This is a genomic window from Actinoplanes sp. SE50/110 (genome assembly GCF_900119315.1).
GTDB lineage: Bacteria > Actinomycetota > Actinomycetes > Mycobacteriales > Micromonosporaceae > Actinoplanes.
This window is the reverse complement of record NZ_LT827010.1, coordinates 1062881-1086454: the sequence shown is the minus strand read 5'-3', so window position 1 is coordinate 1086454 and position 23574 is coordinate 1062881. Positions and strand designations below refer to the sequence as shown.

The 23574-nt window shown below is 71.7% G+C and carries 19 protein-coding genes and 1 pseudogene; 9 read left to right on the top strand and 11 right to left on the bottom strand.

Features of this window, described 5'->3' with window-relative positions; all coding sequences use genetic code 11:
- Position 1 precedes the first annotated feature (1 nt).
- Positions 2–183 (top strand): annotated as a pseudogene (locus ACSP50_RS44980) (hypothetical protein); the annotation flags it as partial.
- A gap of 82 nt (positions 184–265) precedes the next feature.
- Here the strand turns inward: ACSP50_RS44980 and ACSP50_RS04750 are convergent.
- On the bottom strand, positions 266–2803 hold the full coding sequence (locus ACSP50_RS04750; RefSeq protein ID WP_043513531.1) for a bifunctional FO biosynthesis protein CofGH: 2538 nt from the start codon (positions 2801–2803) through the stop codon (positions 266–268).
- Positions 2804–3110: 307 nt separating this feature from the next.
- Positions 3111–3971 (bottom strand): hypothetical protein, encoded by an 861-nt coding sequence (locus ACSP50_RS04745; protein ID WP_014688019.1) that lies wholly within the window; start codon positions 3969–3971, stop codon positions 3111–3113.
- A gap of 93 nt (positions 3972–4064) precedes the next feature.
- Here ACSP50_RS04745 and cofD point away from each other — a divergent pair, with 93 nt between their 5' ends.
- The 4 genes from cofD to ACSP50_RS04725 all read left to right on the top strand — a co-directional run bounded on the left by cofD (position 4065) and on the right by ACSP50_RS04725 (position 7373).
- Positions 4065–5015, top strand: a complete 951-nt coding sequence (gene cofD, locus ACSP50_RS04740) for a 2-phospho-L-lactate transferase (protein WP_014688018.1) — start codon at positions 4065–4067, stop codon at positions 5013–5015.
- Positions 5012–6025, top strand: coding sequence for a coenzyme F420-0:L-glutamate ligase (locus ACSP50_RS04735; protein WP_014688017.1), 1014 nt, complete (start codon positions 5012–5014; stop codon positions 6023–6025). Before cofD ends, ACSP50_RS04735 begins: the two co-directional genes overlap by 4 nt.
- Positions 6022–6576, top strand: a complete 555-nt coding sequence (locus ACSP50_RS04730; protein WP_014688016.1) for an NUDIX hydrolase — start codon at positions 6022–6024, stop codon at positions 6574–6576. The genes ACSP50_RS04735 and ACSP50_RS04730 overlap by 4 nt, the downstream gene beginning before the upstream one ends.
- Before the next feature lie 137 nt (positions 6577–6713).
- A complete protein-coding gene (locus ACSP50_RS04725; RefSeq protein ID WP_014688015.1) occupies positions 6714–7373 on the top strand; it encodes a DUF4232 domain-containing protein in 660 nt (219 codons plus the stop codon).
- A gap of 49 nt (positions 7374–7422) precedes the next feature.
- Here the strand turns inward: ACSP50_RS04725 and ACSP50_RS04720 are convergent, their stop codons facing one another.
- Positions 7423–8544 carry a mannose-1-phosphate guanylyltransferase gene (locus ACSP50_RS04720; protein WP_014688014.1) on the bottom strand — a complete coding sequence of 374 codons (1122 nt, stop codon included), beginning with the start codon at positions 8542–8544 and terminating at the stop codon, positions 7423–7425.
- A gap of 21 nt (positions 8545–8565) precedes the next feature.
- Positions 8566–9711, bottom strand: a complete 1146-nt coding sequence (locus ACSP50_RS04715) for a glycosyltransferase family 1 protein (protein WP_014688013.1) — start codon at positions 9709–9711, stop codon at positions 8566–8568.
- A gap of 203 nt (positions 9712–9914) precedes the next feature.
- Here ACSP50_RS04715 and ACSP50_RS04710 point away from each other — a divergent pair, with 203 nt between their 5' ends.
- Entirely contained in the window at positions 9915–10652 is a 738-nt protein-coding gene (locus ACSP50_RS04710) for a TIGR03089 family protein (RefSeq protein ID WP_014688012.1), read from the top strand.
- Here ACSP50_RS04710 and ACSP50_RS04705 read toward each other — a convergent pair.
- Positions 10630–11112 (bottom strand): acyl-CoA thioesterase, encoded by a 483-nt coding sequence (locus ACSP50_RS04705; protein ID WP_085945625.1) that lies wholly within the window; start codon positions 11110–11112, stop codon positions 10630–10632. The two genes, ACSP50_RS04710 and ACSP50_RS04705, sit on opposite strands and share 23 nt — an antisense overlap.
- 192 nt (positions 11113–11304) lie before the next feature.
- Between ACSP50_RS04705 and ACSP50_RS04700 the strand changes: the two genes are divergently transcribed.
- Entirely contained in the window at positions 11305–12549 is a 1245-nt protein-coding gene (locus ACSP50_RS04700) for a hypothetical protein (protein WP_014688010.1), read from the top strand.
- A gap of 155 nt (positions 12550–12704) precedes the next feature.
- Here the strand turns inward: ACSP50_RS04700 and ACSP50_RS04695 are convergent, their stop codons facing one another.
- Positions 12705–13340, bottom strand: a complete 636-nt coding sequence (locus tag ACSP50_RS04695; RefSeq protein WP_014688009.1) for a hypothetical protein — start codon at positions 13338–13340, stop codon at positions 12705–12707.
- 149 nt (positions 13341–13489) lie between these two features.
- A complete protein-coding gene (locus ACSP50_RS04690) occupies positions 13490–14653 on the bottom strand; it encodes a PLP-dependent aspartate aminotransferase family protein (protein ID WP_014688008.1) in 1164 nt (387 codons plus the stop codon).
- Positions 14654–14717: 64 nt separating this feature from the next.
- Between ACSP50_RS04690 and ACSP50_RS04685 the strand changes: the two genes are divergently transcribed.
- Entirely contained in the window at positions 14718–16181 is a 1464-nt protein-coding gene (locus tag ACSP50_RS04685; protein WP_014688007.1) for a PLP-dependent aminotransferase family protein, read from the top strand.
- A gap of 92 nt (positions 16182–16273) precedes the next feature.
- Here ACSP50_RS04685 and ACSP50_RS04680 read toward each other — a convergent pair whose 3' ends face one another.
- The 3 genes from ACSP50_RS04680 to ACSP50_RS04670 all read right to left on the bottom strand — a co-directional run bounded on the left by ACSP50_RS04680 (position 16274) and on the right by ACSP50_RS04670 (position 21412).
- Positions 16274–18424, bottom strand: coding sequence for a carbohydrate-binding protein (locus ACSP50_RS04680; RefSeq protein WP_014688006.1), 2151 nt, complete (start codon positions 18422–18424; stop codon positions 16274–16276).
- Entirely contained in the window at positions 18424–20271 is a 1848-nt protein-coding gene (locus ACSP50_RS04675; protein ID WP_014688005.1) for a ricin-type beta-trefoil lectin domain protein, read from the bottom strand. The genes ACSP50_RS04680 and ACSP50_RS04675 overlap by 1 nt, the downstream gene beginning before the upstream one ends.
- A gap of 118 nt (positions 20272–20389) precedes the next feature.
- Positions 20390–21412 carry a LacI family DNA-binding transcriptional regulator gene (locus ACSP50_RS04670; protein WP_043510827.1) on the bottom strand — a complete coding sequence of 341 codons (1023 nt, stop codon included), beginning with the start codon at positions 21410–21412 and terminating at the stop codon, positions 20390–20392.
- Positions 21413–21569: 157 nt separating this feature from the next.
- Here ACSP50_RS04670 and ACSP50_RS04665 point away from each other — a divergent pair, with 157 nt between their 5' ends.
- Entirely contained in the window at positions 21570–22589 is a 1020-nt protein-coding gene (locus ACSP50_RS04665) for an alpha/beta hydrolase (RefSeq protein WP_014688003.1), read from the top strand.
- Between the two features lie 92 nt (positions 22590–22681).
- Here the strand turns inward: ACSP50_RS04665 and ACSP50_RS04660 are convergent, their stop codons facing one another.
- Complete coding sequence (locus ACSP50_RS04660; protein ID WP_014688002.1) at positions 22682–23506, bottom strand: helix-turn-helix domain-containing protein; 825 nt, start codon at positions 23504–23506, stop codon at positions 22682–22684.
- Between the last annotated feature and the right edge of the window lie 68 nt (positions 23507–23574).

Genomic DNA, 23574 nt, shown 5'->3' with positions numbered 1-23574 from the left:
GCGCGAGGTCCGGGACACCTCGCTGAAGGTTCCGCACGGCGAGACCGGCGCGGTCATCGATGTCCGCACGTTCGCCCGCAAGGACGGCGACGAGCTGCCCCCGGCGTGAACGAGCTGGTCCGGGTCTACGTCGTGCAGAAGCGGAACCGAGCTGACCCCGGAGGAGGGCCTGCTGCGCGCCATCTTCGGCGAGAAGGCCGGCCTGGAATGCGGCCGCGCCGGGGCGTGCGCCGAGGCCGGAGCGGATGGCCGCTCCGGCCGTCGGTCAGCGGCGGGCGTACACGGTGGTGCGTTCGACGGCGGGACGGCCGGCGGCCGCGGCGAGTTCCTTGAGCTCGGCGACGGTGCGGGCGGAGCCGTGTTCGGAGCCGGCCATCCGGGAGATGGTCTCCTCCATCAGGGTGCCGCCCAGGTCGTTGCAGCCGCTGTTGAGCATGATGCGGGTGCCCTCGTCGCCGAGTTTGACCCAGGAGCACTGGATGTTCGGGATGCGGCCGTGCAGGAGGATGCGGGCCATGGCGTGGACGACCCTGTTCTCCCGCCAGGTGGGGCCGGGGCGGGCGATGCCGGCCAGGTAGATCGGCGCGTTGGTGTGGATGAACGGCAGCGCGACGAACTCGGTGAAACCGCCGGTCACGTCCTGGATGCCGGCCAGCACCCGGAAGTGGCCCAGCCACTGACGGGGGTGGTCGACGTGCCCGTACATCATCGTGGAGCTGGAGCGGATGCCGACCTGGTGCGCGGTGGTGACCACGTCGACCCAGGTGGCGGTGGGGAGTTTGCCCTTGGTCAGCACCCAGCGCACGTCGTCGTCGAGGATCTCGGCGGCGGTGCCGGGGATGGTGCCGAGGCCGGCGTCGCGCAGATCGGTGAGCCACTCCCGGAGGGAGACACCGGCCTTGGCGGCGGCGGTGACGATCTCCATCGGCGAATACGCGTGGACGTGCATGCCGGGGACCCGCTGCTTGACCGCGCGGACCAGGTCCGCATATGCCGTGACCGGCATCTTCGGGTCGATGCCGCCCTGCATGCAGACCTCGGAGGCACCGTCGCGCCAGGCCTGCTCGGCGCGGTCGGCGACCTGCTCGACGGAGAGGCGGTAGGCGTCGGCGTCCTTCTCCCGCTGGGCGAACGCGCAGAACCGGCACCCGACGTAGCAGACGTTCGAGAAGTTGATGTTCCGGTTCACCACGTAGGTGATGTCGTCGCCGTTGACGTCGCGGCGCAGGTCGTCGGCGATCCGGGCGATCTCGTCGAGCGCCGGGCCGTCGGCGGTGAACAGCGCCATCGCCGCGTCCTCGTGCTGCGGCAGCAGCAGCGCCGCCGGGTCGGTGGAGGCGAGCTTGAGACCGGCGAGCAGGTCGGCCGGCACGGTGCGGGGGACATCCCCGGCGGGCACCGACCGCGGATCGCTCCCGGCGGGCGCGGACTGCGGGGTCCTGAGGTGGGCGGCCACCTCGTCCCAGTCGCCGTAGACGGAGTCGAAGTCGGAGCGGCGGTCACCACTGCGGCCCTCGGTGTCGATCGCGGCGTGCAGGTCGGTGCGACCGGTGCCGAACGCCTCGTCCGGCTCCTGCCAGGGCAGGCCGGCGGGGAACGCGTCCTCGCGGGCCAGGCCGGCCGGGTCGGCGAGCGCGGTCACGTGTGCGGCCAGGCGCGGGTCGAGCCAGCCCTCGGCGCCGCGCCGCACATACTCCGGGTAGATCGTGAGGCGCTCGCGCAGGGTGAAGCCGGACGCCGCGGATTTCTCGGCGAGCAGCGAGATCTGCGGCCAGGGGCGCTCCGGGTTCACGTGGTCCGGGGTGACCGGGGAGACGCCACCCCAGTCGTCGATGCCGGCCCGCAGCAGCAGCGCGAACTCGTCGTCGATCAGGTTGGGCGGGGCCTGGACACGGGCCCGCGGGCCCATGATGATCCGGCCGACGGCGACCGTGGCGGCCAGCTCGCGCAGCTCGGCGTCGGGCATCCCGCGCATCGCCGTGTCCGGCTTGGCGCGGAAATTCTGAATGATGATCTCCTGGATGTGCCCGAACTCGCGCGCGGTGCGGCGGATCGCGAACAGCGACTCGGCGCGCTCGGCCGGCGTCTCGCCGATGCCGATCAGGATGCCGGTGGTGAACGGCACGCCGACCCGGCCGGCGTCGTCGAGCACCCGGAGCCGGACCGCGGGCTCCTTGTCGGGCGAACCGTAGTGTGGGCCGCCGGGCTCGGACCAGAGCCGGGTGGCGGTGGTCTCCAGCATCATCCCCATGCTCGGCGCGACCGGCTTGAGCCGCTGCAGCTCGGCCCAGCTCATCACGCCCGGGTTGAGGTGTGGCAGCAGACCGGTCTCCTCCAGCACCGCGATGGCGCAGGCCCGCACATAGTCGAGGGTGGAGTCGTAGCCCCGCTCGTCGAGCCACTGCCGGGCGGCCGGCCAGCGCTCCTCGGGCCGGTCGCCGAGCGTGAACAGCGCCTCCTTGCAGCCCTGGGCGGCACCCTGCCGGGCGATCTCCAATACCTCGTCGCGCTCCAGGAACGCGGCCGGCAGGCGGTGCGGCACGGTGGCGAACGTGCAGTAGTGACATCGGTCCTGACAGAGCCGGGTGAGTGGGATGAAGACCTTTTTCGAGTACGTCACGACACCGGGCCGTCCGGCCTCCCGCAGGCCCGCGTCCCGGATGCCGCCGGCGATCGTCAGCAGCTCGTCGAACTGCTCGCCGGTCGCCGCCAACAGCGCGGTCGCCTCGTCGACGTCGATCGCCTTGCCGTCGGCGGCCCGGCGCAGCGCCCGCCGGATGCTCGCCTCGGTGGGCGCGGCCACATCGGCCGCCGCAACCGCGCCGGGCGCCGAACCCGAACCGGCCACCGCAACCGAGCCGGGCACCGCGACCGAACCGGGCTCCGCACCGGAGCCGAGCGCCGGAAGGAAGACGGGCGCCGGAAGGAAAACGGCGGCCGCACCGGACCCGGCCGTCGCGCTGGAACCGGCTGCCGCCACTGCTGAGGAAACGCCCTCGTTGACCTCTGCCACGAAAACAACCTAGACCGGAATCGTTCCGGTTGCCGCCGTCGTCCACAGGCCCGCGAAGTGTCGTGTGACACTGCCCGGCCCTGTGGACGACCGGCGATTACTGTCGGGGCGGGTCGGCGTCGGCCGGCCCGAAGCCGGGACGCTCCTCCGGCAGCACGCTGGTGCGGTCGATCGGCTCCGGTTCGCCGCGCGGCACCACCTGGGTGGGCTCGGCCAACGGCGGCGGGGCGACCGGCGGTGCGACCACCGGCGGCTGATTCCAGGCCGGCGGCTGAGCCTGCGACGCGACCGGCGGCTGAGTCCGCGAGACGACCGGCGGCGCCGGCGGCGGAACCGGCTGAGCGTGCGGCGGCTGCGGCTGCGGCGGCTGACCATAGGTGCCCGGCGGGTAGGACGGCGCCTGTCCGTAGATCCCCGAAGCCGGATAGGCCGCCGGCTGCCCGTAAGGCTGCCCGTACGACTGCGGCTGCCCGTACACCCCCGGCGGCATCTGCGGTTTCGGCACCATGTAGACGCCCCGCCAGATCTGCAGCACCGCGTACCCCGCCACGCCGAACACCGCCAGCCAGGCGACCCGGGCGAGGAGCGCGCTGAAGGCCGCCCCCGCGTCGTACGACGCGATGTTGATCACACCGAACAGCAGGCCGAAGATCACCCCGAAGAACGCCATCACCGCGTACTCGATGACCGCGGCCAGCGTGATCAGCCGGGCTCTGGGGTGGACCGGCTTGATGCCGAGCGCCAGCAGCACCGCGGCCAGCGGCATGCCGATCGTCTCCAGGCTGATGAACCCGCCGAAGCTGGCCGCCGCGCGAGCGCCGAAGCCGTCGCCGAACAGGTTCAGCACGGTGGCGAGGAGGAACACGGCCGGGGCGCCGACCAAGACGTACGCGGCGAGGTCACGCAGCGGCGTCAGGTACTGGCCGATCGGTTTGCCCTCAGGCGGTGCACTGGTCACGGTAACTCCCGGACGTACGGTGATCGAGGAACGCCCAGAGTAAACCGCGACCCGGCAACCGGCCGGGCGACGCGGGTGGGAGAGGATGGGCTGATGCGGATCGTGGTCCTCACCGGGGGTATCGGCGGCGCCCGGTTCCTCGTCGGCGTGCGTCAGCACGCCCGTGCCATCGGCGCCGAGGTCACAGCGGTGGTCAACGTCGGCGACGACGTCCGGATGCACGGGCTGCAGATCTGCCCGGATCTGGACAGCGTGATGTACACGCTGGGCGGGGCGGCCGACCCGGAGCGCGGCTGGGGCCGGGTCGGCGAGAGCTGGGTCGTCAAGGAGGAACTGGCGAAATACGGCGTCGAGCCGTCCTGGTTCGGCCTCGGCGACAAAGACACCGCCACCCACCTGGTGCGCACCACGATGCTGACCGCCGGATACCCGCTCTCCCAGGTCACCGCCGCGTTGTGTGAGCGCTGGCAGCCCGGGATCACGATGCTGCCGGCCACCGACGACCGGCTGGAGACGCACGTGGTCGTCGATGTCGACGGCGAGCGCAAGGCGATCCACTTCCAGGAGTGGTGGGTGCGCTACCGCGGGGCGGTGCCGACCCACCGGTTCATCTTCGTCGGCGCGGAGAAGGCGAGGCCGGCGGCCGGGGTGCTGGACGCGATCGGCGCGGCCGATGTGATCCTGATCGCCCCGAGCAACCCGGTGGTCAGCATCGCGCCGATCCTGGCCGTGCCGGAGCTGCGCGAGGCGGTGATCGGCGCGGCGGCGCCGGTGGTCGGGGTCTCACCGATCATCGGAGGTTCACCCGTCCGGGGTATGGCCGACAGGTGCCTGGCCACCCTGGAGGTGGAGGTGAGCGCGGCCGGCGTCGGCCGGATGTACGGGCCGCGCGCCGAGGGCGGGCTGCTCGACGGCTGGCTGGTCGACACCTCGGACGCGGGCGTCGAGATCCCCGGCGTGGTGACCCGCGCGGTGCCGCTGTGGATGAAGGACGAGACCCTCACCGCGCAGATGGTCGCGGACGCGCTGGAGCTGGCCCGATGAGGCTGGAGGTGCTGCCGGTCGAGGGGATCGGCGACGTCACCGCCGGCGACGACCTGGCCGAGCTGATCACCCGGGCGGCACCCTGGCTGGCCGACGGCGACGTGCTGGTGGTGACCAGCAAGATCGTGTCGAAGGCGGAGGGCCGGCTGGTCGAGGTGCCGGCCGACGAGCCGGAGCGGGACGAGGCGCGGGCCCGGGTGCTGGTGGCGGAGACCGCCCGGGTGGTGGCCCGTCGCGGGCCGACCACCATCGTGCAGACGCATCACGGGTTCGTGATGGCCGCGGCCGGCATCGACGCGTCGAACGTGGACAAGACGCACCTGGTGCTGCTGCCGGCCGACCCGGACGCGTCGGCCCGCCGGTTGCGCGCCGATCTCGCCGCGCGGGGGCTGGACGTGGCGGTGGTCATCTCGGACACGATGGGCCGGGCGTGGCGCAACGGGCTCACCGACGTGGCGCTGGGTGCCGCCGGGATCGAGGCGCTTCTCGACCATCGGGGCGAGATCGACCCGTACGGCAATGAGTTGAACTTGACGCAGATGGCCGTCGTCGACGAGCTGTCGGCCGCGGCGGAGCTGGTCAAGGGCAAGTGTGACCAGGTGCCGGTGGCGGTGGTGCGCGGCTATCCGATCCGGCCGGACACGACCGGCGCCGGAGCCTCGGTGCTGATCCGCGACGGCGAGAGCGACATGTTCCGGCTGGGCACCGCGGAGGCCCGGGCGGAGGGGCTGCGGGCGGCCGCGCTGATCGCCGACGGCGCCGGCCCGGAGCCCGGCCCGGAGCCGCTCGCGCGGGTACTGGAGCTGGTCGGCGCCGTGGTGACGCCCGGCATCGGGATCGTCGGTGGGACGCGGTCGCTGCGACTCACCCCGGCCGGTCCGGCGCCGGCCGATCTGCTGCGCCTCGGCGCCGACGCCCACCGGATCCGCGCGGCCTTCGCCGCCGAGGGCCTGACCACCCGCGCCGAGTTCGACGACGACGGTGTGACGATCAACTTCGGAGAATCATGAGTTTGTACGAGGATGCCGTCCGCGTCCTGACCGGCTGGCCGGCCACCTCCGACGTGGCCGAGGTGAACCGCAAGCGCACCCTCGGCCTGCTCGCCGACGGTCCGGTGGCGATGACCCGGGCGCACCGGGCCGGGCACGTCACAGCCAGCGCGCTGATCGTCGACGACGCCGGCCGGGTGCTGCTCTGCCTGCACGGCCGGCTCGGGCTGTGGATGCAGCTCGGCGGGCACTGCGAGGACGGCGACGCGACCCTGGCGGCCGCGGCACTGCGCGAGGCGACCGAGGAGTCCGGCATCGACGGCCTGCTCCTCGACCCGGAGCCGATCGACATCGACATCCACGAGGTGCGCTGCGGCGCGACGGACGGCGCTCCGGCCGAGGCTTCGATCCATTACGACGTACGTTTTCTGCTGCGCGCGCCGGCCGGAGCCGTGGAGCGGATCAGCGCGGAGTCGTCCGACCTGGCCTGGTTCGCGCCGGACGCGCTGCCCAGCCCGCTCGCCTCGGGCGTCGTCCAGCAGATCGGTCCGGCGCAGGCCCGGCTGGGCTGAACCGGCTCTCCGCCGGCGCCCCGGCCGGGTGATCTCCTCCCCGATTCGTGCCGGTGCGTGAACCGCTTCAGCACGGGTCACTGTGGTCGGCCAGGATGGTCCCCGTCGACCGACCGAGAGACCTGGTGAGAACCGAAATGCGCGACCTCCGCACCCGCGCCCTCTGCGCCGCCGCCGCCGCCCTGCTCGTGCTCGGCTCGGTAACCGGCTGTTCCGGGACCGCCGAGCCGGCCGCCCCGACCGCCGGCACCACTGCGAGCAGCGCCGGCGGAACCACCGGAAACGCCGCAACCGCCGGCACGGGCAGGACCACGGCCGCCCACCCGGTGACCGCGAAGAAGCCGGCCGCCTGCCACGACGCGGACCTCGCCATCACGATCACCGCACAGCCGGACGACCCGGGCACCGGCGCCACCCTGCGCGCCATGGTCACCCTGACCAACAAGAGCAGGCACACCTGCACCCTGAACGGCTGGCCGTCGGTCGCGCCGTACGACATGGCCGGCGAAGTGATCAAAGTGGCGACCGTGCGCAAGGTGGCCCAACCCGGCCCGGTCGCGCCGTTCACCGTCGACCCGGGCGTCTCCGCCTTCGCCGGGCTCAAGTGGGCCACCTGCGGCGACGACGAGAACTGCGGCTGGGGCAACGCGCTGCGGGCCAGCGTGCAGGGGCCGGCCACCCAGGGTCAGTGGGCGGAACTGGAGGGTTTCGGCGACGCCGAGCACAACAACATCCGGATCAAGTCACTGCAGATCGGCACGCTGCAGCCGAGCCACCAGGGCGTCGTCGCCTGGTGACCCGGCCGTGCTCGCCGGCGTCCACCGGCGGGCCGGCATCCGTCCCGGCTCAGATGTAGCCGTGCTGACCCAGCTCCTTGAGCTGGTCGACCAGGTGCTTGACCTCCTGCGCGCGCTCCCGCGGGCAGATCAGCACGGCGTCCGCGGTGTCGACGATGACGAGATCGCGGACGCCCATCGCGGCCACCAGCCGCCCCGACCCGGGCACCACCACCAGGTTCTCGGTGTCCCGCAGCAGCACCGTGGGGCGTTCGCCGTCCCGCTCGTGGCCGACCACCACGTTGCCGGCCGGGTCGGCGGTCAGCACCTCGCCCAGGGTGTGGAAGTCACCGACGTCGTTCCACCCGAAGTCACCGGGGACGGTGGCGACCCGGCCGACGGTGGCCGCGCCCTCCATCACCGCGTAATCCACCGAGATGCGTGGCAGGGTCGGCCACACCTCGCCGAGCACCTCCTCCTGCTCGGCGGTGCCCCACGCCTGGGCGATCCGGCTCACCCCGGCGGCCAGCTGCGGTTGCTGGCGGGCGAGCTCGGCCAGGAACACGTCGACCCGCCAGACGAACATCCCGGCGTTCCACAGATAGTTCCCGGATTTCACGTACGACTCGGCGACGTCGTACGACGGCTTCTCCTTGAACTCCTCGACCTGCAGCACCGGGCCGTCCTCGTGCAGCTCGCCGCCGCACTGCAGGTAGCCGTACCCGGTCTCCGGGCGGGTCGGGGTGATGCCGAGCGTCATCAGCAGGCCGTCCCGGGCACCGACCATCGCCTTACGGATCACGCTGGTGAACTCGGCCTTGTCGGCGATCAGGTGGTCGGACGCGAACGAGCCCATGATCGCTTCGGGTTCGCGCCGGGCGATCACCGCGGCGGCCAGCGCGATCGCCGCACAGGAGTCCCGCGGCGACGGCTCGACCAGCACGTTCTCGTCGGGCATCGCGGTGAGCTGGCGGGAGACCGCGGCCGCGTGGGCCACCCCGGTGACGACGAACACCTTGTCGGGCGTGGTCAGCGTGTCCAGCCGGTCGACCGTGGCCTGCAGCAGGGAGGCCTCGGTGCCGGTCAGGGGGTGCAGGAACTTGGGATGACCGGCGCGGGACAGTGGCCATAGCCGGGTTCCGGTGCCACCCGCCAGAACCACTCCGTACAGCGCACTCTGTTCGTCGCTCATGGCGCGGAGTTTAGTAGAGGCTCAGTTCGCAACCCGATTCCACGTTGTTACATGCACCTCCGCGCTGGACGCCCAGGTGAATTCTTTCGCCCGATCGAACCCCGCTTTGGCAAGCGCCTGTCGTCGCTGCTCATCGTGCATCAGGTCGGCCAGATCCTCGGCGATCCGCTCCGGTGCCTCGGTCGTGTAGGCGACCGCGTCACCGCCCACTTCGGGCAGCGACAGCCGCGGAGTGGTCAGCACCGGGGCGCCGCAGGCCATCGCCTCCAGGATCGGCAGGCCGAAACCCTCACCGAACGAGGGATAGCAGGCGACCAGCGCGCCACCCAGGAAACCGGGCAGGTCGGCGTAGCGCAGGTAGCCGGGGCGCAGCAGCCGCAGGTGCGACGGGACCTCGGCGACCGCCCGGTCGATGTCGTCGTCGTGGCCCTGGCCGCCGGCGATCACCAGGGCCGGCGGGCGCGGCCAGTCGGCGACCGCGCGGGCCCAGCCACGGATCAGGTTCGGCACGTTCTTCCGCGGCTCCTTGGCGCCGAGGAAGGCGACGTAGCCGGCGTCACCCAGGCCGAGGCGGGCCCGGACACGGGCCTTCTCCTCCTCGGTCGGCATGTGGAAGGCGGCCTGGTCGACGCCGTGATACGCCACGTCGATCTTGGTGGGGTCGGCGTCGAGCAGACGGATCAGCTCGTCCCGGGTGGCCTTGCTGGGCACGATCACCCGGGCGGCCCGGCGCAGCGACGTCTTGATCGCGCTGCGGAAGAAGGTCCGCTTGGTGTTGTCGTAGTGCTCCGGCTCGGTGAAGAAGGTCGCGTCGTGCACGGTCACCGTGACCGGGGCGCCGGTCCGCAGCGGGCACGTGTAGAACGGCGAGTGCAGCACGTGGGCGCCGACCTGCTGGGCGAGCAGCGGCAGGCCGGTCTGCTCCCAGGCCAGCCGGGCCGGCCGGTGCGCGATCGCCGCCGGACCGGGCAGCACCTGTGCCTCCGGCAGCATCCGGCGGTAACGCTCCGCATCCGAACGCTGGGCGACAACGGCCAGGTCCACACGTTCCGGGCCCAGCTGCCCGAGGGCGCCGAGCAATCCGTCGACATATCTGCCGACTCCACCTCTGTCCGCGGGGACACTAGTGGCGTCGACCAGCACTCGCGGGGGGCGACCGGGGGTCACGAGGCATCTCCTTGGCGGTTTCGACGTACCGATGCTGCGGTGGGGCATGGACGCCCCGGGGTGGCGGCGTCCCTCCCGAGACTACGCCGGGAATGCTTCCGGAGAGTGTCCGCGACGCCGGTGGTTGCCGTACGTTGCCGTAATCGACGCCGGAAAGACGCACCGATGCGATCACTCTGAGTGACGACCTAGGGTTGGGGACGATGAACACCACGATTCCGCAGGCGTTCGCGGAGGCGGTCCGGCGGGACCCGGCCGCACCCCTGCTCACCTGGTATGACGACGCCACCGGCGACCGTGCCGAACTCTCCGGCGCCACCCTGGACAACTGGGTGTCCAAAACGGCGAACCTGCTGGTCGACGGGGTCGGCCTGGGCCACGGCGACAGCGTCGCACTGCTGCTGCCGCCGCACTGGCAGACCGCGGCCATCCTGCTCGGCGTGTCGGCCGCCGGGCTCGCCGCCGACCTGGCCGACCTGGGCGGCGACCCGCAGCCGGTGGAGGCGCTGTTCACCACCCCCGATCGGGTCGAGCGGGCGGCCACCTGGTCCACCGCGGACCGGTACGCCACCGGCCTGCTGCCGCTCGCCATGCCGCTGCGCGAGGTCCCGGCCGGATACGCCGACTTCGTCACCGAGGTGCGCAACCACGGCGACCACTTCCGCGGCCAGCCGGTGGCGCCGGCCGACCGGGCGTTCGCCGGCCCGATCGAACTCAGCCACGCGGACGTGCTGGCCGCCGCCGAAGACCGGGCCACCCAGCTCGGCTTCGGCGCCGGCGACCGGGTGCTGATCGACGTCACCATCCACCCCGATCCGGTGGACTGGCTGCTCGCGCCGCTGGTGGCCGGGGCCTCCGCGGTGCTCTGCGCCAACCTGGACGAGAGCCGGCTGGACGCCCGGGCCACCGCGGAGAAGGTCAGTCTCGTCCTGGCGGTGTGACCGGGTCCTGGCTCTCCGTCAGGCGGGCCTTCTGGATCGCGGTGCGGCGGGCGAGGCGGTGATCGCGACGGATTTCCGCCTCCCGGAAGCGGCGCCGGTCGTCCGGATCCTCGGACAGTACCGGCGGCACGGCCCGCGGCTTGCCGGCCACATCGACCGCCACGAACACCAGATAGGCGGTGGCGACCGGCAGCGGGGTGGCGCCGACCACGTCCCAGCGCTCGGCGGTCACCTTCACGCCGACCTCCATCGAACTCTTGCCGGTCCAGTTCACCTGCGCGTACGCGTGCACCAGGTCACCGACCCGGACCGGCTCCAGGAAGACGATCTCGTCGATCGCGGCGGTCACCGCGGTCCCGCCGCTGTGCCGGGCCGCCGCCGCGCCGGCCACGTCGTCGACGAACTTCATCAGCACGCCGCCGTGCACGGTGCCGTAGAGATTGACGTCCACCGCGGTCATGATCCTGCTGAGCGTCACCCGGCTGAGTTCCACGGGGCGCCCCGGTAGCTGATCTTCCACAGCAGGCACCTTACGGCGCGCCGAGCGGCGGATTCCCGGGCGCGGCACACCGGTGACGCATGCCCTACCGCGACACCTCCCGACCGTCCGGATTTGGTCAGGCGTTGCCGGTGCGAGGTACCGTGCCGGACCATGCGCCACCTCCGGTCGATCGTTTACGCACTCGTGCTCGCCCCCGCCGCCTGGATCCTCGCCGGCGTCGGCTTCACCCACGACCTGACCAGCCGTGGCCGGGATTTCTTCACCGCCGAGTCGCTGAGCGGCCTGTTGCTGCTGATCTTCGCCGGAGTCCTCTACGGCATCATGATCCTGTCCCCGATCTCCCCGGCCGGCCCCACCCTCGCCGGCGCCGCCTACATGGGCACCACCTGGTGGGCCTGGACTGCCCCGAAGTCCTACGCCGGAATCTGGCCGGCCGCCGTCGTCAAGGACGGCTTCGACCTGAGCCGCCCGGCCTACGGCCTCGCCGCCCTGCTCGCCGTGCCACTGCTGTGCACCGCGCTGAGCGCCCGGCGATGGGCCCGCTACGAGCCGCCGGTGCTGCCGATCATCGGCGAGATCGGCCGGTTCCGCGGCTCGGCCAGGGTCGCCGGCGACAACGTCGCGGCCATCGAGACGACCGTGCTGCGCACCAGCGGGCCGGCGCCGTCCCGCCACCCGGCCCCGCCGGCCGCCGCCACCCAGATCATCCCGCCCCCGGCGGCCGTTTCCGCACGGCCTGCCGCACCGCAGACCGCGGCACCGCAGACCGCCATCCCCAAGATCGTTCCTTCGCCGCGGACCGTCGCCCCTCAGGACGACAAAACCCGATTGCTGGGTACGCCGTCAGCCACCCCGCAGCTCCCCACCCCCGCCGGCGAGCCTGCGGTCCCCGCGACCGCCGGCGACCCGACGACTCCTTCAGTCGGCAGCGTTCGCGCGGCCTCGGACGACGCGACCGTGACCTTTGCCGCGGCCACCACCGCGCCTAAATCTAATAAATCCGGTATTACCACTAATTCGGCTATTACCGCCGGGGCCGAAAAATCGGACGCTCGACCGCCCGTCAGTGACCTCTCTGACGAGAAAACCGTCACCCTGACTGCCGCTGCCAAGCCCGCCGCCACACCGGCCGCCGCCGCCAAGCCCGCCGCTGCCGCCACACCGGCCGCGGCCGCAAACCCGTCCACCACCCCAGCCGCCGCAATGGTGAAGCCCCTGCCGGCCGCCACCCCAAACTCGGCAACCACGCCGGGTGGCACGACTGCGCCGAGCTCGTCCGCCGCAAAGAGCGAGCCGGACTCGGATGACAGGACGGTGCTGTTCTCCGCCAAGAACGTCGAGGACGAAGAGACCGAAGTCCTGTCCTCGACCGGACTCGCCCCGGCGAAGGACTAACCCGACAAATCCCCTCCGCTCACCCACCACTTGCCATAGCAGCGAGGCGCGGGGTCGCGGTTTTTGGTGTTGAGTGTCGCTCTTCATCTTTGTTGTGGTGTCGGTCGAAAGAATCCGGCGCCGGAGGGATTCCGGCGCCGGATTCGGCTATCGGGTCAGTGGACGACCGGGCAGCCGCCCGTCAGCTTGCCGAGGAAGGCGTTCGGGTCGTAGTAGTGCTCGACCTCGAGGAGTTTCAGGTCGTCGTTGACCTTGGCGACGCTCATGCCGAACATCTCGATGGTCTTGCCGTTCGGCTGGTGGCCGTTGTACTCGCCGTCGAAAGAACCCCAGTGGCGCCATTTGAAGGTGACCACCGGCGGGGGGCTGAGGACCTCGAGGACCTCCCAGTAGAAGCCGTTCGGGAAGGCGCCGTGGAAGACGTCGTGCTGGCCGTCGAAGGACTCCGGCTTGTAGAAGACGCTGTCGCCGATCAGGATGTTGTAGCTGCCCTGGTCCGCGATGTCCTGGGACGAGGCCCAGCCGCCGCCGTTGACGTTGGTGCGGAAGTGCTCGGACACCATCGAGACCCACGTCTTCGGGTCCTTCTTGTGCGAGACCTCCATCTCGAAGACCTGGACGATCGTCTCGACGATGGCCTCGAGGGAACCGGGGGCGTGCTCCGTGGTGCGCTGCCCGGGCATCACGACAGCCGACAGGTGGTAGTCAGGGGTGCCGTGCCGGAACTCCGACGGGTCGGCGGCCTCGATGACAGCAGCGCGGCCCTGCAGCCACAACGGGGTCTCAGTCAAGGGTGATCCTTCCAACGAGGGGGCGGGGGCCCTCCAGGCGTCGCACCTTGATTACCCCCCGTAGTCCACAAACGATGATCACGATATCCACACTGGATCATCCGCAAAAGGCCTCATTGGTTAACAGCTATTTTCCTGTCGTCACGAGATCATCCGAGCGCCTGTTCCAGGTCGGCCACCAGGTCGTCCGGATGTTCGATACCGATGGCGATTCGGACGGTTCCGGGGCTTAGGTGTGATTCCCGCAATTGATCCGGGGTCAATTGGCGGTGCGTGGTGCTGGCCGGGTGCAGGATCAGCGATTGGGTGCTGCCCAGCGAGGCGGCCGCCCGGATCACCGTCAGGCGGCTCATCAGCCGGACGCCGGCGTCGTGGCCACCGTCCAGGTCGAAGCAGAAGGCACCGGTGAAGCCCTGCACGAACCGGCTGGCGACGGCGTGACTGGGGTGCGACGGGTCGCCGGTCCAGCGGACCGCCTCGACGGCGGGGTGGGCGGCGAGCCAGGTGGCGACCCGGGCGGTGTTGGCGGCGTGCCGGTCCATCCGCAGACCGAGGGTGTGCAGGCCACGCAGGGTCAGCCAGGCGGCGAACGGGTCGGCGGTGGCGCCGAACTCGACCGACTGCTCCCAGACCCGCTCGTACAGCGCCCGGTCGGCGAAGACGGCCAGGCCACCGGTGACGTCCGAGTGACCGCCCAGGAACTTGGTGACCGAGTGGACCACGACGTCGGCGCCGTGCTCGATCGGACGGCAGAAGATCGGCGAGGCGAACGTGTTGTCGACCACGGTCAGCACCCCGGCGTCCCGGGCGATCGGGGCCAGCGTGGGCAGGTCGCTGACGTGGCCGGTGGGGTTCGCGATCGTCTCCAGGTAGAGCACCCGGGTCCGCGGCGTCAGCGCGGCCCGCAGTTCCGCCGGGTCGTGGCCGCCGATCCGGGTCACCTCGATGCCGAAGCGCGCGGCCAGATCACCGAGCTGCGCGTGCGTGCCGCCGTAGACGTCGCGCTGGACGATCACGTGGTCGCCCGCACTCAGCAGGCCGTGCAGCAGCAGGGTGATCGCACCCATCCCGGAGCTGGTGGCGATCGCGGCGGCGCCGCCCTCCAGGTCGGTGATCGCGTTCTCCAGGGCGCGGACGGTCGGGTTCGCGAAGCGGGAGTACGCGTAGGCGCGATCGGGATGGTGCAGCCCGTCGGCGATCAGCTCCGGGTCGTCGAAGGCGAACGAGGAGGTCTGGTAGATCGGCACGGCCAGCGGGGTGCTGCCCTGCGGAACCGGTGCCTTGAGGTGGATCAAGCGGGTTTCCGGATGCATATCTCGATGCTGCGGACCGCGGGGTGGCGCGGTCGAGGGCCAATGCCGCTATATTGGTTCGCCAATGAGTCCAATCGTGCCGGCCGAGCTTGCGGCGCGCCTCGGCCGATGGTCCGCCGGGCGCGGGCCGCTCTACCTGCTGCTCGCCGGGCGGCTGCGGGCCCTCATCGACGACGGCGACCTGCCGCCCGGCGCCGCGCTGCCGACCGACCGGGCCCTCGCGACCGCGCTGTCGGCCGGCCGGACGACGGTCGTGGCCGCATACGATCTGCTCCGCCAGGAGGGCCGGCTGGTCCGCCGGCAGGGCAGCGGCACCTGGGTCGCCGGCGCCGGAGCCGAGCCGCCGAACACCACCGAACCCACCGTCAACCCGGTCTTCCTGCACCTGCTCGATCCGCCGGACCATGTGGCGCAGTTCGCCTGCGCCGGGCCGTTGGCGGCGCCGCCGGAGGTCATCGCGGCCTACCGCGGGGCGCTGGAGGCACTCGGTGGGCCGGATCTCGGCTATCACCCGGCCGGGCATCCGCGGCTTCGGGCGGCGCTGGCCGAGCGGTACACGGCGCGCGGGGTGCCCACCTCACCGGGCCGGATCCTGATCACCACCGGCGGTCAGCAGGGGTTGGCACTGCTGGCCAGGGCGCTGGTGGCACCGGGGGCGGAGGTGCTGGTGCAGGCGCCGACCTATCCGGGGGCGCTGGAGATCTTCCGAGAGTCGGCGGCGGCGCTGGTGCCGATCAGAAACACGATCGAGGGGTACGCCGCGGCACTGGCCCGCAAGCCCGCCCTGGCCTATCTGATCCCCGCCAACCACAACCCGACCGGCCACACCCTGCCCGAAAGTAATCGCCGCGCGATCGTCGCGGCGGCCCTGGCGCACGGCGTCCCGCTGATCGTCGACGACGTGACGGCAGACCTGACGTTCCCGGACCGGCGAGCGCGGACCGCGCCGGACGCCAGGGCTGCGCCGGACGCCGCGGCCGCGCCGGACGCCGATGAGTTGATCACGGTGGGGTCGCTCAGCAAAGTCGTGTGGGGCGGCCTGCGGATCGGCTGGGTGCGGGCACAGCCGGCCCTGATCGGACGCCTCGCCCGGCTCAAGGCGGTCATCGACCTGGGCAGCGGCGTGCTGGACCAGCTGGCGGCCGTGGAACTCCTGGAGAATCTGGACGACCTGGCCGGACAGCGGATCCGGACACTCGCCGCCCGGCACGATCACCTCTGCGCTGAGCTGCGGAGACACCTGCCGGAGTGGCAGTTCGAGCCGGCCCGGGGCGGGCAGACGATCTGGGTGCGGCTGCCCCACGGGGACGCGGCCTCGTATGCGCAGGCGGCCCTCCGGGAAGGCGTCGCGGTCCTGCCCGGCGGATCGCTCGATCCGTCCGGTGCGAGCACGGATCACCTGCGGATTCCGTTCGTCGCCGAGCCGGCGGCGCTGACCGCCGGCGTCCGGGCGATGGCCGCCGCGTGGCGCGGCTTCACCGGCCGCGCGGCGATCAGCCCGCCACCGCTACCCGCCATCGCGGTCTGACCGCAGGCAGGGCCCGACGACCCGGCCCGGTTTCTGAGGCGGCCGGAGGCGAGCTTGTGGCGCGCCTCCGGCAGCCCGGCGACTGGCTGCCCCTACACGGCCAGCCGTAGGTAGTCCAGGTTGAACCCACCGCTTTCACAGTAAACCGTAAGCGTCTGATCACCATCAGCCAGCGAGACCGGCACGTCCACCGTTTGGTATGCCGCCCAGCCGCCGGTGTCCGGCACCGAGACGCCGGCCAGCACGGCGCCGGACGCGTCCCGGATCGAGATCGCGCCGGTGGCCACCGCCCCGGTGCCGTTGGCGACCCGCAGCTCCAGCCGGTGCGGGCCGGCCGGCACGTCGAAGCGGTAGGCGAGCCAGTTCCCGGGCGCGGTCCAGCCGACGTCCTTGCCGCCGCTGGCCGCGCCGTTGCTCTCGACGAAGTCGGCGCCGCCCTCGGTCCAGCCGTGCTGTGCGGTGTACGCCTCGGCCTCGACGATCGCGCCGACCGGGGCGCCGTGCGGGACGACGGTGACGTGCACGGTGGTCTCGGCGTACGCCTTGCCGTCGGTGACCGCGACGGTGACCTGCTGCTCGCCGGGCACTGCCGGGTCCAGCGTCAGGACCCCGGTGTCCGGATCGACGCTCGCACCGGCCGGCAGATCGACCGCGTAGTAGTGCAGCCTGTCATGATCAGGATCGGTCGCATGCAGGGCGATCCGGGTGGTGGCGTACTGGTCGGCGGTCACCGGGGGCACGCCGGGCAGCAGCGGGGCGCGGTTGTGCCGCGAGTCCGTCCGGCTGCCGGTCCATCGATAGGTGGCGTACGCCCCGGCGGGCACCGTGGTGACGAAGGAGTCGTCGCCGGCCACCACCCGCACGGCGGTGTCCGTGGCGTTGGCGTTGCCCAGCACCGCGACGTAGTCCCGCCCGTCCCGGTAGACGACGTTGCTGATCCCGTGGCCCGTGGTGCTGGACTCGACGCGCACATGCGCGGGCGTCAGGTACCTGGCGAACTGGCCCAGTTGGTAGAGCTCATCGCGTACCGAATAATCCTTGGTGATGGTGTTGACCTTGACCAGCCGATCGGGCCACCTACTGGTCCGGGCGACCTCGTCCCAGTCGACGTTGTTGTTGCGCTCGCCGGTCCAGTGCAGGGTGCCGCCGTCCTGGTCGGTGGTCTGCGCCCAGAGGATGTAACTGCTGGCGTCGAGCCGGAAGTAGGACAGCACGGTCGACGGGGACAGGTCGCTGGTCTCGGTCATCTGCACCGGTTTGCCGGTCTGCCGGTACGCGTCGCGCATCACCTGCGGGTCACCCCAGTACGGGTGGAACGCGATCGCGTCGGCAGCCCGCGCGGCCTGCGGGTCGTTCAGGATCCGGTAGTAGTTCTTGGTGGCCGTGCTGTTCGGGTCGCGCCAGTCCCAGAAGTTGAAGTCGTGGACGTAGAGGCTGGTGCGCAGCCCGGCCCGGCGGAACTCGCGCTTGATCGCGACGGCGAGTCTCTGCTGCTGCTCGACGCTGATGTCCATGGCGGGGTAGACGACGTCCATGCCCGGCTCGTTGAGCAGCGTGATCGCGTCGACCCTGATGCCCAGCCGGGCGTACTCCTGCAGATACCTGACGTAGTACCGGGCGAACACGTCGATCCGGTCGTCGCGCAGCTTGCCGGCCTGGTAGTAGTCGGTGGTGCTGCCCGGCTTGAGGGCGACCTCGCCGAGGAACCTGTTGTTGGTCTTCATCCAGGCCGGGGCGCTCCACGCGGAGGCGAAGAAGGTGGCCCGCGGGTTGTACTTCTGGATCAGCTTGATCGTGTCGACGATGTGCAGATCCAGGTCGCGCTGGACGGAGAAGTACTTCAGCTCCGGGTCCTCGGTGACCCCGGCGGGCAGGTCGTCGTAGGACCAGAACGGCAGGTGCTCGATCAGGTCGGGGCTGCCGATGGTGAGGCGGAAGCGGTCCAGGCCGGCGCCGGTGCGCGGGTCGACCAGCAGCTTGATCGCCTGTTCCCGCCGGTCGGGAGTGAGCTTCCACAGGTTGGCGACGGCGGTCTCGTCGATCGAGAAGCCGACGCCCTCGTATCGCTGTTCGGTCCGGCTCGGGTCGATCACCACCGTAGCGGCAGATTGTCCCGTTTGCGCGACGTGAGCGGGCTGCCAATGGGCCGCACCGACCGAATAGGTGCCGGTGACCGCCGGCCGCGGGCAGGGCACAGCGGGCGTGGCAGCGACCACCACCGCCATCGCCATCTTGAGCAACATCAGTTGAGCACCCACTTCTGGTTGGCGCCGGAGGTGCAGGTCCACACCTGCAGCCGGGTCGCGTCCGCGGAGCTGTTGTCCTTCACATCGAGACATTTGCCGGAATACGAGTTGATGAGGTGCTGACCGGCACCGTCGTAGGTCCACTTCTGCGACGCACCGGTGTGGCAGTCCCAGAGATGCGCGAGCGTGCCGTCCGCCGTGCTCGGCCCCACGATGTCCAGGCACTTGCCGAGTGCCCGCAGCGTCCCGTCCGACGCCCGGGTCCACCGCTGCGCGGCCGAGGAGTTGCAGGTGTAGAGCTGCACGGCCGTGCCGTTGGCGGTCGCCGCCCCGGCCACGTCCACGCACTTGCCGGCCAGCCCGGTGATCGTCCCGGACGGATCCGGTGCGGCGGTGCCCGACCAGGTGAAGGTCGCCGTCGTCCGGGCCGGGAGGGTGTAGATGAACGACTGCCCGCCCCAGTTGACCCGCACCGACTGGCTGGACGTGCCGCCGTTGTGCGCGATCAGCGCCTTGGAGCCGTCCGGGTTGCGCCAGGCCACGTTGCGGACCGCGGAGCCGTCGTTGCTGTCGATCCGGACCGCCCCCGGCTTCACGAACCTGGTGAGGTGACCCATCGTGTAGTACTCGACGGTGTAGTCGACCTGACCGGCCCGGGAGCCGCCGTTCTGCACGGTGATGAAGCCGGTGCAGGTGCCGCAGCCGCCGTTGTGCGGGCCCATGTTCTGATCCACGCCGAGGCTCCACTTCACCACCGAAGCGCCCCAGTTCCGGGTGTAGTCGATGATGTTGTTCAGGTCCTCGTTGTGCTGGTCACCGATCCAGGTGCCGCCGGAGTGCTCGGTCTCGAACTGCTTCACGGCCGGGTACGTGGCGTGCACGTCGCTGCCGGTGGAGGCGCTGCCCGAGTAGCCGTGCCAGGCGATCCCGCCGAATGCCGGGTCGGTGCGGATCCCCGCGTCGCCCAGGATCCCCGAGCCGAAACTCGCGTAGTCGCCGTAGTTCCAGTCGTGCACCAGCACCCTGGTGTTCAGCCCGGCCGCGTGCAGCGCCGGGTACACGTTGTTCTTGGTGAACTCAACCAGCCCGGACGGGTTCCAGCTCATCCCCGGGTAGGTCATCGCGGTCGGGTTGGATGCCTGGCAGCAGTTCGGCTCGTTCTGCACCGACAGGTAGTCGACCGGCACGCCCGCCGCCTGGTAGCTCTGCAGGTACTTGACCAGATACTGCGCGTACATCGGGTAGTACCCGGCCTTGAGCCAGCCCATCTGGTCCATCCGGCCGTTGTCCTTCATCCAGCCCGGTGCGCTCCACGGCACCGCCATCACCCGCAGGCTCGGGTTGAGCTGCTTCGCCTGCTGGGTGAGCAGCCGCACGTTCGTGTCGTAGCCGTTGGCGCCGAAATCAGCGAGGTCGCAACACGTGTCGTCCAGCGACACGTTGCCCGGCCTCGAAAGATCAGAAGCACCGATCGGGTTGCGTACGAAGGACAGCCCGATCCCGCCCGTGGGACTGAACAGTTTCGTCATCACGGCGTCCCGGGTGGCCGCGCTGACCGCCCCGCCCCGCAGCAGGTAGGCGGTGGTGTCGGTGATCGACGCGCCACCGCCCTCGAAGGTCTGGTAGGTGGTGCCCTCGTCGACGTTGATCGTGGTGCCGGCGCTGCCACCGGCCGGGCCGAACGCGATGTTCGTCTGCTGCTGCAGCCCGCGGGTGACCGTGCGCCCGGCACTGTCCGACGTGGTGGTGAGATAGACGCTGACGGTCTCGCCGGCGGCCTGCGCGGCGGGGGCGTAGAGCAGGCTGCCGCCCAGTATCGCCGCGGCGAACAGGGTCTTCCGCATGACTGACTCCCTCGGGGGAAGGGGATGGCGTAACAGGAAGGAAACCTTTGCCAAATAAGCCAGTCAATGAGTTGACGGTTCCGGATGCGGTGTTCGCGTTCCGGAACCGTGAAACACGTCAGGCCGGGACCGGCCCGGTCGAGCCACGCACCACCAGCTCGGTGCCCAGCTCCAGGTGCAACGCGTCCAGCCGGTGCCCGCCCAGCATGCGCAGCAGCAGGTGGACCGCCATCCGGCCCATCTCGCCGAGCGGCTGGCGCACGGTGGTCAGCATCGGGTCGCAGGCCGAGCCGAGGTCGATGTCGTCGAAGCCGGCCACCGACAGGTCGTGCGGCACCTTGAGGCCCCGCTCGGCGGCCGCCCGCAGCGCCCCGATCGCCATCTTGTCGTTGAACGCCAGCAGCGCGGTCGGCCGCTCCGGCAGGTCCAGCAGCTCCACCGCGGCCCGGTAGCCCAGCCCGGTGTTCGGCTCGGCGACGAACCGGGTCAGCGCCGGATCGGCCAGCACGCCGGCGTCGGCCAGCGGCGCGAGATAGCCGTGGAAGCGGTTGTCGCTGGCCAGCCAGTCACGCGGCCCACCGATGATGCCGATCCGGCGATGCCCCAGGCCGATCAGGTGGGCGGTCAGCGCCCGGGCCCCGGCGAAGTGCGCGGCGGACACCGCGGCCACGTCCCGCGGGGGCGAGATCCGCGGATCGACCAGTACGAACGGGAAACCGCGGTCGCGCAGCCGGACCAGCTCGGCGCCCGGCTCCGGCGGCAGGATCAGCACGGCGCCGGCCACGTCCCGGCGCTCCGGCAGGGTGGGCAGCACCCGGGTCTGCTGGGCGGAGGTGCCGGCGTTCAGGATCACATGCAGGCCGTGCGGCTCGCACGCCTCGGCGACCGCGGAGACGATCAGCCCGAAGTAGTCGGTCAGCACGTACGGACAGCGGACGAAGACGCCGGCGGCCCGGGCCCGGACGCCCCGCCGACGCGGGGCGCGCTCGCCCAGCGTGCCCATCGCGCGCAGCACCCGGTCGCGGGTGTCCGGAGCGACGTTCGCCCGGTCGTTGAGGACCCGGGAGACGGTGGCGATGGACAGACCGGTGCGGGCCGCCAGATCACGTACCGTGACTCTTGTTTCATCGCCGTGTTTCATCGGCGAATCATAGATGCTCCTCGCTGCCGTGCATACCGGGCAGTGACCGGGTAGCCCCCCGGTACTACGCGTGACCTCCCGCCACGGATTGACGTTCTCCGCCAAGTCGTCCTCCTACCTTCGTCGCACATCGGAGGACGGCCCTGAGGGGGAAACGATGACTCGCTGGTGGATCGTGGCAGTGGCGCTGCTCCTGGTGCCGGCACTCGGGCTCTTCGGGCCGACGTCGGCGACCGCCGAGCAGCCTGACCGGATCGCCGACTGGCGGGCGGACGCCCGGCATCTCCCGGACCCGGCGAGCACCGCGCCGGACCGGATCGCCGCCTTCTTCGCCGGTCTCCCGGCCGCCGCGGCGGACGACCTGGCCCGCGAGTACCCCACAGTGGTCGGCAACCTGGACGGCGCGCCGCCGGGCCTGCGCTACGCGGCGAACCGGACGCCCGGATACGCCGGGCGGCAGATCCTCGCCCTGGACCGGCGCGGCGACGGGCGGATCGCCGAGGTCTTCGGCGACCTGGACACCGTCGACCGGGTGGTGATCCTGATCCCCGGGGTCGACAACACGCTCGCCGACTTCGACACCGGGCTCGGCGGCGTGCGCCGGCGCTCCCCCTCTTGGCAGGCGCACCAGCTGTACCAGCGGATCGGTACCGGGGAACGGGTCGCGGTGATCGCTTGGCTGGGCTACGACCCGCCGGAGGGCATCCGCCGGGCGGCGCTGCGCGAGGACCGGGCGGCCAGCGGGGCCCTCGCCCTCGAACGGTTCGTCGGCGGGCTGGTGGCGCGGCACCCCGGTCAGCGGATCACGGTGGTCGGGCACAGCTACGGGTCGATCGTCGCCGGGTGGGCCGTGGCCCACCTGCCGGCCCAGGTCGGCGACGTCGTGGTGATCGGCAGCCCGGGAATGGGCGTCAGCGGCCGCGACCAGCTGGGCGGGACCGCCCGGATCTGGGCGGGCAGCGCGCCCGACGACTGGACCCGCAAGCTGCCCGGCATCCGGATCTTCGGACTGGGGCACGGGCGACTGCCGATCGACCCCGGCTTCGGGGCGCTGCCGCTGCCGGCCGGGAACGTGTGCGGCCACGACGGCTACTTCGTGGCGGGCAGCGCGGCGCTGGACGCGATGGCCGAGATCAGCGTCGGCGACATCCGGCTGACGCCGCTGCCGGTCGCCTGATCGGCAAGCCCCGACCCGCCGCTCTGCTGATCAGCCGGCACGCAGCCCGCCGCTCTGCTGATCAGCCGGCACCCGGCCTGCCGGTCTGCTGATCAGCCGGCCACCAGTCGCAGCGGGGCCAGCGCCCGCAGCGCCTCAGCGGTGGCCTCGTCGGCCGGGAGCTGGATCAGCAGCCGCAGACCCTCGTCGCCGGGCAACTCCAGGATCTCGTAGGCGAGCCGCAGCGGGCCGGCCGCCGGATGCTCCAGGCGCAGCACCCCGTGCGGGCGCGGCACCCCGGGCACCCGCTCGGCCCGCTCGGCGAACTCCGCGCCGGCCAGCAGCAGCATCTCGTCGGTGAAGTCCGGCCGGGGCGGCCCGTTCTTGAGCGCGGCCACCCGCTCGTCGGCCACCTGAGCCCAGTCCGGGTACGCGGTGCGTGCCCGGGGGTCGGTGAAGACGTACCGGGTCAGATTGGGTTCGGCGCCGTCGAGCAGCCCGATCGGGGCGGCCAGCCGGGCGAACCCGGCGGTGTGCGCCAGCACGTCACCCACCTGGTTGAGCAGCGCCGCGGCGGCGGGCTCCAGCTGGTCGAGCACCGCGCGCAGGCCGGGCCGGACGGTCCGGGACGGCGCCCGCTCCCCCGCCCCGCAGGTGAATCCGCTCGCCGACTTGGTCAGCCGGTAGAGGCGGGCGCGCTCGGCGGCGGTCAGCCGCAGCGGCCCGGCGAGCGCGGCCAGCACCTGCGGCGACGGCCGGCGGTCCCGCCCCTGTTCCAGGCGGATCAGATATTCCACGCTGACCCCGGCGAGCATCGCCACCTCGGCCCGGCGCAGCCCGGGCGTCCGGCGCCGGGAACCGGGCGGCAGGCCCACCTCGGCCGGGGTGACCTCGGCCCGCCGGGCGCGCAGGAAGGCGCCCAGCTCGTTGTCGCTCACCGCCCGACGGTAACCCGGTCCCGGCCGCCGAGGGTGTCCCTGCCACTACCACCCTGAGCGCGGCCTCC

Coding starts and splice junctions, on each gene's coding strand:
- cofD (WP_014688018.1), top strand. CDS start 4,065: ATGCGGATCGTGGTCCTCACCGGGGGTATCGGCGGCGCCCGGTTCCTC.
- ACSP50_RS04735 (WP_014688017.1), top strand. CDS start 5,012: ATGAGGCTGGAGGTGCTGCCGGTCGAGGGGATCGGCGACGTCACCGCC.
- ACSP50_RS04730 (WP_014688016.1), top strand. CDS start 6,022: ATGAGTTTGTACGAGGATGCCGTCCGCGTCCTGACCGGCTGGCCGGCC.
- ACSP50_RS04725 (WP_014688015.1), top strand. CDS start 6,714: ATGCGCGACCTCCGCACCCGCGCCCTCTGCGCCGCCGCCGCCGCCCTG.
- ACSP50_RS04720 (WP_014688014.1), bottom strand. CDS start 8,544: ATGAGCGACGAACAGAGTGCGCTGTACGGAGTGGTTCTGGCGGGTGGC.
- ACSP50_RS04710 (WP_014688012.1), top strand. CDS start 9,915: ATGAACACCACGATTCCGCAGGCGTTCGCGGAGGCGGTCCGGCGGGAC.
- ACSP50_RS04705 (WP_085945625.1), bottom strand. CDS start 11,112: ATGACCGCGGTGGACGTCAATCTCTACGGCACCGTGCACGGCGGCGTG.
- ACSP50_RS04700 (WP_014688010.1), top strand. CDS start 11,305: ATGCGCCACCTCCGGTCGATCGTTTACGCACTCGTGCTCGCCCCCGCC.
- ACSP50_RS04690 (WP_014688008.1), bottom strand. CDS start 14,653: ATGCATCCGGAAACCCGCTTGATCCACCTCAAGGCACCGGTTCCGCAG.
- ACSP50_RS04685 (WP_014688007.1), top strand. CDS start 14,718: ATGAGTCCAATCGTGCCGGCCGAGCTTGCGGCGCGCCTCGGCCGATGG.
- ACSP50_RS04680 (WP_014688006.1), bottom strand. CDS start 18,424: ATGTTGCTCAAGATGGCGATGGCGGTGGTGGTCGCTGCCACGCCCGCT.
- ACSP50_RS04675 (WP_014688005.1), bottom strand. CDS start 20,271: ATGCGGAAGACCCTGTTCGCCGCGGCGATACTGGGCGGCAGCCTGCTC.
- ACSP50_RS04670 (WP_043510827.1), bottom strand. CDS start 21,412: ATGAAACACGGCGATGAAACAAGAGTCACGGTACGTGATCTGGCGGCC.
- ACSP50_RS04665 (WP_014688003.1), top strand. CDS start 21,570: ATGACTCGCTGGTGGATCGTGGCAGTGGCGCTGCTCCTGGTGCCGGCA.